Source organism: Labilibacter marinus, from assembly GCF_001659685.2.
Classification (GTDB): Bacteria; Bacteroidota; Bacteroidia; order Bacteroidales; family Marinilabiliaceae; genus Saccharicrinis; species Saccharicrinis marinus.
In genome coordinates this window covers 131,677-146,577 of sequence record NZ_LXYE02000035.1, presented here as the reverse complement: position 1 = coordinate 146,577, position 14,901 = coordinate 131,677, and the positions used below count along the sequence as shown (strand labels likewise).

The 14,901-nt window shown below is 34.6% G+C and carries 10 protein-coding genes; 3 read left to right on the top strand and 7 right to left on the bottom strand.

Annotation, left to right across the window (positions count from 1 at the left end; translation table 11 throughout):
• Positions 1–26 precede the first annotated feature (26 nt).
• Positions 27–914: a LysR family transcriptional regulator gene (locus tag A8L32_RS14920; protein ID WP_075590891.1), complete on the bottom strand. Its 888-nt coding sequence runs from the start codon at positions 912–914 to the stop codon at positions 27–29.
• A gap of 401 nt (positions 915–1,315) precedes the next feature.
• On the opposite strand from A8L32_RS14920, the gene A8L32_RS14915 reads away from it, so the two are divergent.
• Positions 1,316–3,115, top strand: coding sequence for an OmpL47-type beta-barrel domain-containing protein (locus tag A8L32_RS14915; protein WP_075590890.1), 1,800 nt, complete (start codon positions 1,316–1,318; stop codon positions 3,113–3,115).
• A 555-nt stretch (positions 3,116–3,670) separates the two neighbouring features.
• On the opposite strand, the gene dnaK is transcribed toward A8L32_RS14915, so the two are convergent.
• The 5 genes from dnaK to A8L32_RS14890 form a co-directional block, all read right to left on the bottom strand.
• A complete protein-coding gene (gene dnaK, locus A8L32_RS14910; protein ID WP_075590889.1) occupies positions 3,671–5,587 on the bottom strand; it encodes a molecular chaperone DnaK in 1,917 nt (638 codons plus the stop codon).
• Positions 5,588–5,964: 377 nt separating this feature from the next.
• A complete protein-coding gene (locus tag A8L32_RS14905; RefSeq protein ID WP_075590888.1) occupies positions 5,965–7,455 on the bottom strand; it encodes a MutS-related protein in 1,491 nt (496 codons plus the stop codon).
• Between the two features lie 144 nt (positions 7,456–7,599).
• A complete protein-coding gene (locus A8L32_RS14900) occupies positions 7,600–9,492 on the bottom strand; it encodes a transglutaminase domain-containing protein (RefSeq protein ID WP_075590887.1) in 1,893 nt (630 codons plus the stop codon).
• Positions 9,493–9,521: 29 nt separating this feature from the next.
• Entirely contained in the window at positions 9,522–11,762 is a 2,241-nt protein-coding gene (locus tag A8L32_RS14895; RefSeq protein ID WP_075590886.1) for a DUF3857 domain-containing protein, read from the bottom strand.
• A gap of 92 nt (positions 11,763–11,854) precedes the next feature.
• On the bottom strand, positions 11,855–12,430 hold the full coding sequence (locus tag A8L32_RS14890) for an outer membrane protein (protein WP_075590885.1): 576 nt from the start codon (positions 12,428–12,430) through the stop codon (positions 11,855–11,857).
• A 152-nt stretch (positions 12,431–12,582) separates the two neighbouring features.
• Here A8L32_RS14890 and panB point away from each other — a divergent pair, with 152 nt between their 5' ends.
• Together panB and A8L32_RS14880 are read left to right on the top strand one after the other, a co-directional pair.
• Positions 12,583–13,401 carry a 3-methyl-2-oxobutanoate hydroxymethyltransferase gene (gene panB, locus A8L32_RS14885; protein WP_075590884.1) on the top strand — a complete coding sequence of 273 codons (819 nt, stop codon included), beginning with the start codon at positions 12,583–12,585 and terminating at the stop codon, positions 13,399–13,401.
• A 94-nt stretch (positions 13,402–13,495) separates the two neighbouring features.
• The gene (locus tag A8L32_RS14880) at positions 13,496–14,173 is read left to right on the top strand and encodes an RluA family pseudouridine synthase (protein ID WP_075590883.1); all 678 of its coding nucleotides are present in this window, start codon (positions 13,496–13,498) and stop codon (positions 14,171–14,173) included.
• Between the two features lie 97 nt (positions 14,174–14,270).
• Here the strand turns inward: A8L32_RS14880 and A8L32_RS14875 are convergent, their stop codons facing one another.
• Positions 14,271–14,777 (bottom strand): cytidine deaminase, encoded by a 507-nt coding sequence (locus tag A8L32_RS14875; protein ID WP_394333281.1) that lies wholly within the window; start codon positions 14,775–14,777, stop codon positions 14,271–14,273.
• Between the last annotated feature and the right edge of the window lie 124 nt (positions 14,778–14,901).

Here is a 14,901-nt window from a genome sequence, read left to right as displayed (position 1 = left end):
AAATACAAAATGTTTATAATGTATAACTAAAAGTTATATTTAGAGAGTAGGTTAATAAATGTTTGTGTACTATGACCCACATTACCTTGCTTCAGGGCAATTCGTAACTTTCGTTGGAATTGAAGCCCTTTAACGCTTAGTTTTACTATGCTTTTTAGTTGAAACTCTTTTTTTACTGACTTCTCCGATAATATGGCAATACCATTAAAGTTTGTGAGGAAGTTTTTAATGGCTTCGGTACTGCCCAGATGAATAATTATGTTGAGGTCGTCGAGGCGTAGATTGTGCTTTTTTAAAGATTGCTGTATCACCTCTAAAGTACCCGAACCCTTTTCGCGCAACACAATAGGAATCTCTTTTAAGTCGGCTAAGCTTACCTGCTTGCGCTTGGCATAAACGCTATTGCTACCCGTAACCACCACAAGTTCGTCTTCTAATAAATCAATGTACTTTAGGTCTGACAGCGAAGAGTTGTTTTCAACCAGGGCAATATCAATTTCGTTGGAAACTAGTTTTTTCTGTATTTCAACCGAGTTGCCACTATACAGGTGTAAATCGATGTTGGGATATCGTTTGTAGAACGAGGCGATAGCTTCGGGAATAACGTAATTTGAAATGGTTGAACTAGCACCAACCCGCAAGGTTCCTTTGAAAGTATCGTTTAACTGACCCAATTCGAACTCTAATTCTTCGTATTGGTGTTTTATTTTTTTCAGATATTCATAGTTTATTTTACCAGCCTTAGTCAGGTATATTCTATTGCCTTTTCGCTCAAACAGAGTGCTGTTTAGTTTGCTTTCCAACTCCTTGATGTGTTTGGTAACGGCAGGCTGACTAATAAAAAGCTCTTCCGCTGCTTTGGAAAAACTCAAGTTTTCGGCCACAGCCAAAAATACATTATCTCTATGATCCATAGGCACAAATATATTTAAGAAAGTTGAGAGTACCTAGTATTCAGTTGCCAGTAGGCGGCCTACAGTTATTGATTAATAATCATTAGCTAGCAATAGTTCTATTGGTTTTGGCATGGTTTACAAATTACCAGCTTCATGTATTAAGCTCTTTCTTTTACTCTTGAGAGTATGCGGAAGTACACCGCCAGAGAGTGTTGGTACGGGGATTTATAAGTTCGTATGCTTTCAGTTTGTATGTTTATAAGCTACCCTTTTAACGCTAACAATTAACCGCTAGTAACTAAGTATTGTTATCTCAATAGATGTTATAAAAATGTTGAATTCTTTTGTCTAAAGATGACAACCTTTTTTAAATAATTGCCGTATGATTTTTTGGGGGACACTTAAACTTTTGTACTGTTATGGGAATTAAACTGAAAGCGCTATTTGCTTGTCTTTACTTATCTTCTATGTTGGTGGCTCAACAGCCTTTAAATCACCCAAAAAAAATGTATAAATCGGCCGAAGGGAAGGTTTATGCCAACAAACATCAACCCATGTATTTGTTTTTAGGAACTTCGCCTAATCCAGCTAGTGGTGTTGAGGAACTTAAAAGTCATAGCACCCCTCAATATGCCAGCCCTTTTTATTTCGATTCAGAAGGACTAAATACGGTTAGAACGCCGTCGCAGGTTGATACAGTAACCAAGAAAATAGTTTACCCAGAGGCAGATATTGTTTTTGAAGTGTACGCCGATGGTTTGGCACCTGCTACTTCATCTCATTTTCTGCAAGCAAAATCATATGTCAACGAGGGTGCTATCTTCTATAATCAGAATCTGAAAATTGTATTAAAAGCTAAGGATAAAGTTTCAGGAGTAGAGGATGTGTATTATAGTTTAAATGGTTCAGCATATAGCAAGTATCAGGATACACTTAGTTTTGAGACAGCAGGTGAATATATGCTAAAATATTACGCCGTTGACCATGTGGGTAACGTGGAAGAAGAAAAAGAAAAGACATTTACTATAGATAATAAAAAGCCAACGGTTAATTGGGCTTTTCATGGAGAGGTTTCTGGTAATACCATATCAGGTAACTCTACCATTAAGTTGTTGGCTATGGACGAAACAACAGGTATTAAAAGCATTAAATACCGCATTGATGATGGAGCTGAAAAAACGTATTACAAACCTATCAGTACTTCATTTTTAAAAACGGGTACGCACCAACTGGTGTTTTGGGCCGAGGATAATGTAGGTAATATTTCCGATGTAGCAGGAGATTCTAATGGCTCGGTAGCAGGTGTTAATAATGAGATGTTTTCGTTTGTGGTAGATGATGTAGCACCAACGGTAGGGTGCGAAATTAAGGGCGATTTTTATAAAGGTAAATACCAATATGTATCGGGGCGTAGTAAAGCACAAATTCAAGGTAAAGACGACTTGGTGGGAATCTTTAAAATACTATACAGCTTTAATTCAAAAAGTTTAGATAAAACTTGTTTTGATGTGATGGTGAATACCGATTGGGCCGAACCGATTCCTTTTCCACAAGAGGATGGCGTGCATACCTTGTATTATCAGGCCAACGATTTGGTTTCCAATGTTTCGAATATTGAACAACTGCAAGTTTATGTAGATATGGAAACGCCGTACTCAGGGGTAGATTACAAAGGGGCACAGTTTTTTGCTAAGGATACCTTGTTTATTTCAGAGAACACCAGCATTCAGTTATTATCAGAAGATGAGGCTTCAGGATTAAAACACATAGCTTATAATTTAGATGGGGCAGAAGAGGTTTTGGCATCGGAGCTTAAAGTGGCGGATGAAGGATTTCATTCGTTAAAGTATTATGCGCTCGATAATGTCAATAATAAGGAAGAGATAAAAGAAAGTCAGTTTTATGTAGATAAAAGCGGGCCTGATATTTTCATCAACTTTAGTATTAAACCTATTCGTACAGAGCAGGTGGATGGTAAGCCAGTTAATGTGTATTCGCCGTTCGCGAAAATGTATTTGGCAGCCACCGATAACGAGTGTGGAAATAAAACAATCCATTATCAAATTAATGATGGAACTAAAAAACTATACTCATCGGCCATAGGTAACGAACTAAAAAGCTTTAAAGAATCAGAAGTGTATACTATTACCGTTGAAGCAGTGGACAATATTGGAAATACTTCTATTAAATCTATCCAGATAATGGTAGCGAAAAAGTGATAAGTTACGGTCATTGGTCGTAGACCAATGGTTGAAAGTAAAAAGACGAAAGTTATGATGTTAATCCCAATGCAGTTTCTGTGTTGGGATTTTTTTATTGAGTATATGTATTAGCTAAAGTTTTATAAATTTATGGATATGAATACTTTGCAGATATTGACTCAATTCGACGGTGCTTTTTAGCAGAATATTGGCAAAGGTATTATAGTATTAGAAAATTGGCTCTGTTTGATTTTGAAAGGAAGCAGGTTCTTGAAGCTTCATTTGAAGAGTTGATTGAATAAAATAATAGGCCTCAAATCTTATAATAAGTATCTGCCGCTAAAGCTTCTTGTTAGCACCCCCAGAATTAGAACAGTTTAGAATAAACAAATAAGTGTTGAGTTTAAACTGTATTAAGAGAAGGAAACTGCAAATTTTAGACTGGCTTTACATGATGAAAAAATGTAAAGCCATGTAAATCTTGTAAATCATGTCAGAATACTCTATATGAAAGAGCATAAAAAAAGCCCTCATTACTGAGGGCTTTAAATCATTCTATATGTAGTAAGCGAATTACTTCACTTCTTCAAAGTCTACATCAGTAACTTCGTCGTCACCTTTAGCTTGTCCACCTTGTGCACCAGCATCTGGTCCTGGTTGAGCTCCACCTGCTTGTCCACCTTCAGCTTGAGTAGCGTTATACATCTCCTGAGAAGCAGCTTGGAATACTGTATTCAACTCAGTAGTTGCAGCATCAATAGCAGCTAAATCTTCCGCTTTATGCGCTTCTTTTAACTTCTCTAAAGCAGCTTCAATAGGTCCTTTTTTGTCAGCTGGTAATTTATCACCAAACTCTTTTAATTGTTTTTCAGTTTGGAAGATAAGGCTGTCAGCACCGTTCATTTTGTCAATCTTCTCTTTCGCTTGGTTGTCCGCATCTGCATTAGCAGCCGCTTCATCCTTCATGCGCTTGATTTCGTTATCGCTTAAACCAGAAGAAGCCTCAATACGAATACTTTGCTCTTTACCTGTTGCTTTATCTTTAGCCGTTACGTGAAGGATACCATTTGCATCAATATCAAAAGATACTTCAATTTGTGGTACACCACGCTGTGCTGGAGAAATTCCATCTAAGTGGAAACGACCAATTGTTTTGTTTTGAGCAGCCATCGGACGCTCACCTTGTACAATATGAATCTCAACTGAAGGCTGGTTGTCAGCAGCAGTTGTAAATGTTTCCGACTTTTTGGTTGGGATAGTAGTGTTTGCTTCAATCAGCTTAGTCATTACACCACCCATAGTTTCAATACCTAATGAAAGTGGAGTAACATCTAATAACAATACATCTTTAACTTCACCAGTTAATACACCACCTTGGATAGCAGCACCTACAGCTACAACCTCATCAGGGTTTACACCTTTAGAAGCTTCTTTACCAAAGAAGTTTTTAACAATCTCTTGGATAGCAGGGATACGAGTAGAACCACCTACTAAAATTACTTCGTCAATATCAGATGGCGACATTCCAGCATCAGAAAGAGCAGCTTTACAAGGCTCTAAAGTAGCTTGGATTAATTTGTCAGCCAATTGCTCGAATTGTGCACGACTTAAACTTTTTACCAAGTGCTTTGGAATACCATCAACAGGCATAATATATGGTAAGTTGATTTCAGTAGAGTTACCACTTGAAAGCTCAATTTTAGCTTTTTCAGCAGCATCTTTTAAACGCTGGTGAGCCATTGGATCTTTACGTAAATCAATACCTTCGTCTTTTAAAAACTCGTCAGCTAACCAGTTAATGATTACATCATCAAAGTCATCACCACCAAGGTGAGTATCACCGTTAGTAGATTTTACTTCGAATACACCATCTCCTAACTCAAGAACTGAGATATCAAAAGTACCACCACCAAGGTCGAACACAGCAATTTTCATGTCTCTGTCCATCTTGTCTAAACCATACGCTAACGAAGCAGCAGTAGGCTCATTGATGATACGTTTTACAGCTAAACCAGCAATTTCACCTGCTTCTTTAGTAGCTTGACGTTGTGCATCGTTAAAGTAAGCAGGAACTGTAATTACAGCTTCAGTCACTTCTTGTCCTAAGTAATCCTCAGCTGTCTTCTTCATTTTTTGAAGTGTCATTGCTGAAATTTCCTGAGGAGAATATTTTCTATCGTCGATAAGTACACGAGGTGTGTTGTTATCACCTTTAATTACTTGATAAGGAACACGAGTTACTTCGTTAGGAATCTCATCAAAGTTATCACCGATGAAACGCTTAATAGAATAAATCGTTTTGGTAGGGTTAGTAATAGCCTGACGTTTTGCAGGGTCACCTACTTTTCTTTCACCACCTTCAACAAACGCCACAATAGAAGGAGTTGTTCTTTTACCTTCGCTATTTGGAATTACAACCGGCTCGCTTCCTTCCATTACAGAAACACAAGAGTTGGTCGTACCTAAATCGATTCCAATTATTTTTCCCATTTTAATTTAATTTATATAAGATTTTTAATTTGTCTATTTATGAACTCGGTTTCCATTATTTCAAATGCTGTGCCATCATAAAAATGTGTCAGTTTGATGAAATAATGACACAGGAAAATTAAAAATCGAATAAATCGTGTCATGTTTTTGTGACAAAAAGACATTTTTGGAGATATGTCATTAAGCCAACAAAAGAAATACGACAAGGAAAAACAATACGGCGTACGCCAAAGCGAAAATTATTTTATGCGATTTCTTAAATACATCAGAAAAATATAAGCCGTACAAAAATGCAGGCGGAAGAATAATTAACTGACACATTAACGTTTTGTTGTTATACCATTGGGTGTTCATAATTGTAAGGTTTTAGAGGATATTTAATTATTAATTTCTTTAAAAGCTCTTTCTGCATTTTCAACAATACTATTAGGTAAGCCAATGTGTTTTGCCAGAGTAATGGCATTAATAGGCATATTTTTACCTTCTTGAATTTGATAGTTAAATACGTATTCTTCGTTTGTTTTCACCATCTCAAAAAAGTAATTGTTAAAACCGTTTAGCATGTTTAGCAGATTAATATCGTGCGTAGAAGCTATTACTATTGAGCCAGTTTCGCTAATGCCATTTAATACACTATACCCCATAGCAATCTGTTCGTTGCGGTTGGTTCCTTTAAAAATCTCATCGATTACTACCAAACCATTACTTGCTTGTGCATGAAATAAGATTTCTTTTACCCGTTCAAGTTCCCGATAGTAATAACTTTTGCCATTTAAAATATCATCAGATATAGTCAGGTAAGTATAAACTGGGCATTGAGGAATAATAGCTATTTGTGCAAAACAAATATCAATTTTCTGGCCCAAATAAACATTTAAGGCTATTTGTTTTATGAATATGGATTTGCCACTCATATTGGCACCTGTAATAAGTGTGTTTTTTTGTTTTGGAGAAAAGTTATTTGGTACACAATGGTTAACCAGAGGATGCCAGCCATCTACAATTTGCAGTTGGTTAAAATCAGCTGTAATAGTTGGGCTACAAACGTGTGGACTTTGCTTTAATTTATCTAATGCAATAAGCATATCGATATACGCAACTTTTTCATATGCTTGTAATAATTGCTTTTTGTGTTTAAGTATTTTACGACTACATATCCAGTAGGCAAAAAACTCAAGATTAAAAGCACATTTAAATAGTTCGGTAATTGTGGAGACAATAATATCAAGCCCGTCTTTACCAAACTGAAGATTAAGCACAGATAAGTAAGCTTTTATTCTAATGGGTTTTAGCGTAAGGTTAAATGAAATACCCTTAAGTTTGAATGATTCTTTTCCATTTACCAGTTTGGAAATATTTAGGAATCGTTTTAATGCCGATAAGCCATATATACTATATAATATTTGACGTTTGCTCCAGGCGTAAAAGTAAATATTTATACAAAAAGCAATTATAGAGGCAATAAGCAACGGGTTCTGCAAGATGATTCCTATCGTTCCAATGAGGTAAAGAATAGGAGGTAATGCAGAAAGCCATTTGAGATATTTATGAATCGAAAATGAATCAAAGAATAAATCCACCAAAAAATAATCTTTAAATTGATTAGCCTTTGTTAGATGTTTTTGAATACGCTTTTTTTGTTTTGTAGATATATTTATTTCATCAATATCATCTTTAATATTTTTATTCGAGATAGTAAATGAATCATCAAATAGATACTTATAGAAAAACTGTTTGCCATAGGCAGATTGTGTTTCATCTATTTGCTCATATACCTCTTCCAAATTAAGGTCGTTATACGTTTGTTGATGAAAGGCATCCGGTTCTGATGTGTGATGAAGGTATTTTTGATGGTTATTGGTATGCATAGACTTGGTTAAATTTTCATTCCTATTGAAGCGGACCAGTAATTATTTCTTAATCCACTTTAAGTACTATTTGTTCCATTGATATAGTAAGTTAATGTTTGTAACAGACATTAATAGAACGGTGTAATTATATTGATAATATAATTAGGGTTGTTTTATGGTGAGCTCAATAGTTTTGTTTAAGCATTTTTTGTATTTATCTAAAAATGTGTAGTATTTATTAAACAAATCTTTGTAAATAATCTGATGGTCTATTTTTAACTCTTTTGAAAAAATAATTTTGTTATCTACCTGCATGTAATCAACCTTAAAGGAGAATATGCTATCAGAATAGCTTTCGGATTTAGGCAGTTTAATAAGTTGCATTGTAGATGGTAATTCTATACTCATTTCACTCTGAGAATTAATTTTTCGAGTGAGGTAAATGTGATAACGATCAACGGTATCAACTCTTGCTGCAGTTGTTGAGTTGAATTTGTTTACATTCAGAAACACTTCCTGATCAAATTTTACCAAACAATTAGTGTTTTTTTCTTGGAAGTTTACTATTAATGCTGAATCTCTTTGATTGATGTTTGTTATCTCAATATCACTAATTTGTATATCCTTGTGTTTCCAAACTACTTCTTGTATAAATTTTTCTTTATCGTTTTGCTTAATGCTGGTTAGTGCAGAGTTTAAAACAATTTTAGCATCTCCAGAATAGCTTAATGTTGTGTTGCCAATTAATTGGTTGTTGTGTATTGTATAGTTTGAGGTTTGTTTAGCAATATTGCACTTAACATCTTTTTTAGGAATTGTTTTAATGATATAATTAGAACCGTTTTCAATTAATACTTGCTTGCCCTGAATAGCAGGACTATTGTTGCCCAAGGCTAGCTTATTATATGTGGCATCTAAATAGTAATCTTGATTGTTATGATTTAAATAGCAAATCATATGATTGTCTGTTGCAATGGAAGGCGTCGAATAATCATAGATTAAATGCTGTGTTCCCATCCAGGCAATTTTAGCATTAAAGCCAGCCTGATTTAGCATGGCAGAAAGAAGGTTCGACATGCCTTTACAATCTCCATATTTTTTTTCATATACACTTTTAGCACGGTCTGGCCTAAAGCCAGCAAGCCCTTCTTCAAAAGCTACATAACGAATGTTGTCTTGCACCCAATAGTAAATGGCTTTTATGGAATCGGTAGAGCTTTTAGCCTCTGTTACAATATCTGTCACAATAGGTTCAAAAAAAACAGTATCATAATCTAGATTACCAGCAAGTTCAGTATACCATTTATATAAATCATCTACATTCGAATGGATATTTTTATCATTACCATTTTCATTTGTGTATTTTTCAGGAAGGAATAATAGGTTGGGGTATGAATGAAAAGGACTAAGGAAGCTGTCTTTATTTTTTTTTGAAGGATTTTTATTTAGGTTTTTCGCCGTGTATTCAATAAGGGTTGAACCGTCTGATCCATTCTTTTCAGTTTTACTAATGTCAAAGTGTTTAAAATTAAAATCTTGAATTTTCAGTTTTAACCATTTAGGAATTTTAATAATGTACTTTCTGGTTTTAACGGGATATATAGGATCATTTAAAAATTCTGCACCCCAATAGCGAATGTCATTTATTGTTTGCATCCCTGTAAAACGATAAAACTTAGAATTAATATCTGGGCTATACGAGAAATGCCTAAATTTTAAATCTGAATGAAATATATTTTCAGAATCCTCATTACCATCAATGATGCTCATTCTTTTTTTATATTCATTATTCTCCTTCAGAGTACATTTATTTACCGAAGCATAATTGTTATAGTAATACAGCCTTTCGAATGGTTTATTCAAGATAGGAACAATATCAATTGTATCATTCTGAAATACTTCTATTTTACCACTGTTAGAGTTTATTGCAAAAGTAATTACAGTGGTGTAATTACTTATTATAGTTTCAGCTTTGGGCCATTTCTTTTTTAATTCTTGTTTTGAGTATGGCGTGTTATCCGCAATAGCGCAACACAACAATATAAACAGTGACATAAGGATTAAAAGAACTCTTCTCATAGTATTTATTCAATGCTTAGTTTTAGTTTAGTGTTCTTAAAGTCGTACATAGATTTTTTAAAATCCATAAATTTAAGCCATTCTGTTTTTTTAAGTTCAATTTCATTAATTGTTTCTTTTGAGTTAATAACTAATGAATTCTCTTCTATCTTGTATTGGCTCGAAAAGGATATTTCATCTGATTCGAAGGATTTTGTTAACTTCTCAAACCCTGAACTATTGCTCACATTAAAACCTGTTAAGCGAATACTATGCATAACCTCCTTCTTATAGGGAAGGTAGATGTCGTATTTTCTTTCAGATTCTAATATAGAACCCAAATGGCTTGTTAAATTATTAGTGGAAAATATAATATTGCTGCCAATATTTGTAGTATTTGCTTTAATGGCATATTCTATTTCAAATATTAAATTCGGATTTTGTTTCCACCTCCCAGAGTTTATTAAATTAAAGTGCTTTAAGGAAACATCCTCAACAGAAAAGGATTGTTTTATTTTCTCCTTTATACTTTCTAAACGTTCCTGTTCTTCTTCTTCAAAAAGTAACAATAGCTCCTGTTTTCTTTCTTTACTAGCTGCCGTTTCTGTCAAGGTCTTGTCAAAAATGTATTTACTGTATTTTTCTTTATTAAACTCTTCCTGAATGGTTTTGGATACGAAAACTACAGAATCCCAGCTTAGTTTCTCAGCGCCCAGCAGGCTAATTTTTGATTTAACCAATAGAGAATCATAATCAGAAAAGAATGCAGCTTCGCTTTCTATATGGCATGTGTTGTAATTGGCTTTCTGCTCAGGAGTTTCTATTGTTGTTATTTTACTGGCTCCAAGATTCGAAATGCTTGTACTAAATGCCGTGGTTGCTCGATGAGTGCTAGGTATCTCTCCGCAATTTGTAGTTGGCCCAATGTCGGTGATGTAAATTGGAGCTTGTGTTGAAGATGTTTTAATGCCAGGAGTTAGTTCAGCTAAAAACAATAGTTCCTCTTTTGTACTTATATTTTTAGGGATTAGGTATATTATCTTGTGAGGTCGTTTTAATCGGATTAAGGCAGCACTAATAGCAAATGTTGTGTTAATAATATCTAGCTGCCTGTTTTGATAACTGAAAAACTGGGGCGTAAGATGAAAGTTTTGCTGGTACCAAAACTCTCTAATAAAGTAATAAGCTTCCTCAGTTAACTCTTCTGTACTAAACTCTTTAGTTTTGCTAATGCGTTTTAAATAACGATAAGTATTGATATATAATGGACGATAGGGATTATATGCATTCATTATATTAGTTTTCATTGAAATGGAAAAATCGGCCAGGGCGGCCGTATTTGGCTTTGATTTTAGTTTACTTATAGGCGCAAAAAAAGATTCGTACCCAGAGTTAAGATATCCGTTAGCACTTCCTGCAAAATAAGCTTGAAATTTAAGAGCAGGAACTTCAAAGATGGAATTACTCCATTCTTCGTCAATAAATTTTTCTCTGTCTTTATCCGTTAGTTCAAAAGAGTCAATTCCTTCGTTTACATTTACATCAACACATTTCAAATCAGGAGCTCCATTGATTGATTTTGCATTTAAATAACAATTTCTAAGGATGTTAAAATGTAATGTTTGATTTAAAATGGGATACTCACCTTGTAATTCGAAGTAAACGGGCGAAAATTCATGGAAACCAGAAATTGGAAATTTCCTTTCAATACAATAATATATGTCTATAATATCACCTATCTGAGTATTAGGAATAGCTAACTTATTATAGGCTTTTCTTCTATAACCACTCGAAATTTCTTTTTCAACTGCATCACTTAAATCAACTTCAATTATTTCACCATTTTCTTTTTCAACTTTTACTCCTGTATAAAGGTTAATCGTTTCATAACTAAATGCTCCTCGATATTGTCTTTTGCTATTTTTAAAAGTGTATTCCGAAAACTCATCAACAGCATTATTATCTAGAAGTTTTACCCTTATATGATAATAATAATGTTCAAGTAGCTTATTCGAAAAGCCTTTTTTCTTTACTGTGTACTCAATTCTTTTGGAAAGGATTACTGCCGATTCGTTTTCCCATTTATTGGGAACTTCGGAAATCCTAAAAGTTGAATCGCATTGATTCCAGAAATAGTCTTTTAATTCAGCTTCGTGCTTTGTAAAAGTATCGTTTGAGCTATAGTTAAACTCATCATCGTATTGGCAAAAAGCCAAATTAATAAATAGGGTAAGTGCAAATAGTACAATATAATGCTTAGTAGTCATAGGGTAATAGTTTAATTGTTACAAAAATATAATTTGTATACAATTAACAATGCAAATATGACTTGATATGCTTAATAAAGTATCGTTTTAAATTAGAACCTCCAGTTTACCCCCACACTAAAATAACTTACGCCAAACCCCATTTCTGCAAAAGCACCAATGTTATCGTTAAAGCCATATCTAATACCAGCAAATAAGTCGGTGGCCAGTTTAGTGTTGTTTTCTTTTTCCTGCTTATTGGTAACAGGCGAATCATATTTGAAAGATTCAAACTTAAGGCCTAAAAATGCACCTCCATAAACATCTATATTACTCCATGCAGTACTTCCAGTTAAGTCTACCATGTCAAAATGGTAAGCAGCTCTTGGTCCAATAAGTGTGTAGTTGTATTTGTTAGAATATTTAGTATTCATTATTTGATCGTTGTATTCTGCACCAGCAAATGAAAGTAAACCGCCTACACCAATATAACCAATACCTATTTTATCACTTATTCCATATTCGTATTGAGCTGTAATAGATGGATTGCGAGAGGTGACATTATTTTGGTTAATAGCAGGTATACCCACAGCAAAACCAATGCTTTGTTGTTCAAAAGTTAAAGGTTGGGCTACTAACTGGCTTAATCCCATTATTAATAGGCCGATAATAATTAAAGAATGTTTCATTATTGTTGTGTTTTAAGTGTTGTGTTGTTATTAGAAACGCACGAAATTATAAAATATTAAATTTAGATATGAAGCTTTTCATTATTATTGCCATCTCCATATAACAATTTATTAACTTTGCGCCCATCAAACACAAAAACACTTTATAAATTATGTCGGTAGCAATGAATCGTCAGAAGAAGGTGACCACTCATGTTTTGAGTGAGATGAAGCATAATAAAGAGAAAATTGCCATGTTGACAGCCTATGATTACTCATTGGCTAAAATAGTAGATCAATCTGGTATTGATGTAATATTGGTAGGAGACTCTGCTTCTAATGTGATGGCTGGTTTTGAAACCACTTTGCCTATTACCTTAGATCAAATGATATATCATGGTGCGTCGGTTGTACGTGCCGTCAATAGAGCACTGGTTGTTGTAGATATGCCTTTTGGTACCTACCAAGGTAACTCAAAAGAGGCGCTTTCTTCGGCCATTAGAATAATGAAAGAAACTGCTGCGGATTCTGTTAAGCTAGAGGGTGGAGAAGAAGTGGTAGAGTGTATTTCCAGAATTTTGTCTGCAGGTATTCCTGTAATGGGGCATTTAGGCTTAACACCACAATCTATTCATAAATTTGGTACTTATACCGTAAGGGCTAAGCAAGAAGAAGAAGCTGAGAAGTTAATTAAAGATGCTCATTTACTTCAAGAAGCAGGATGCTTTGCTATAGTGCTAGAAAAGATACCTGCTGAGTTAGCGAAACGCGTTGCGGATGAGTTAACTATTCCAATAATTGGTATTGGTGCGGGAAGTGGCGTAGATGGGCAGGTACTTGTTTTACACGATATGCTGGGTATTAATCAAGAGTTCTCACCAAGATTTTTACGTCGTTACCATAACTTATTTGCAGAAATAGGCGGTGCCGTAGGTAATTATATTGACGATGTAAAATCGGTAGATTTCCCTAATGACAGGGAACAATATTAGGCAATGAACAAGTAACAATGATCAGTTATCAAATTTAGGGATGACTTTTTATTGCTAGCTGATTGTTGTTAACTGTAAATTGATAATTGAAGAAATGAATATATTATTTGAAGACAATCATATCATCGCGGTAAATAAATCTAACTCTGAAATCGTTCAGGGAGATAAAACTGGAGATGAAGCTTTATCTGATACAGTAAAAGCTTATATCAAAAAAAAATATAAAAAGCCAGGTGATGTTTATTTAGGTGTTGTACATCGTATTGATCGGCCTGTAAGTGGAGTAGTAATATTTGCCCGCACCAGTAAAGCAGCCACACGGTTGAGCAAAATGTTTCTAGAAAAAGAGATAAAAAAAACATATTGGGCAATAGTAAAGCAACTTCCAGAGTCTGATTCAGGAAGATTGGTGCATCACATGATTAAGAATCAGGAGAAAAACCGTTCGAGTGCTTATGATACGCCACGTAAAAAGTCGAAGGAAGCAGTACTAACCTATAAGTTGGTTTCGAGTTCGGCTAACTACCATCTGTTAGAAATTGAATTAGAAACCGGAAGACACCATCAAATTCGATGTCAGCTGGCAAAAATTGGATGTCCTATCAGAGGCGATTTAAAATATGGTGCTGCTCGTTCAAATAAAGGAGGAGGAGTTAATTTACATGCTCGAAAGATTGAGTTTACGCATCCAGTAACAAAGGAGTTTATTTCTATTTTAGCACCAGTTCCTAAGGAAGATAACCTATGGAATGAGTTTCAGAATGTGATGTAATTGTAATAAGCAGTTGGCAGTATGCAGTGAACAGTTTTGTTTACTGTTATACTGAATACTGTTTTTTTTGAATACTGCTGACTGCCTAATAAAGAACTTACTCCAAATCCTTCCCTTCAAAAAATAGCGGTAAAAAATCTTTGGCTTTATCTGCTACCCAAATTTCACCACTGCTATCTAAAATGGTTTCTATTTCTGTATTAAATCTGTTTTCTGTTTCAATCATAACCTGACGGCAAGAACCGCATGGAGCAACAGGCGAAGGTAATATTTTTCCATTTTTTATGGCGGTAATGGCCATTTTTATAACAGGAACATCAGGGTATTGCGAATTGGCCCAGAAAATGGCTGTACGTTCTGCGCATAATCCAGAAGGGTATGCTGCATTCTCTTGATTATTACCAGTAACAATTTCTCCGTTTTCGAGTAATAGGGCAGTACCAACTTTAAAATTAGAATAAGGAGAATACGACTTTTCTGCGGCAGCTCTAGCCATCATAACCAATTCTGTGTCCGCCTGTGGTAATTCATCTATATTATCGAACTGCTTTATTTGTGTTTTTATTTCAAGAAACTTCATGTGTTTGTTTTTTATTGTTGGCATCGTAAAACTAGTCAGCAAATGTATGTTGTCTTCATGCAATGCTGCAGGTGGTAATCTGTTTAATCGACTTTAAATTTTCGACTTTATTATCTTATAAACTCTTTACCAGTGACAGTATTATACG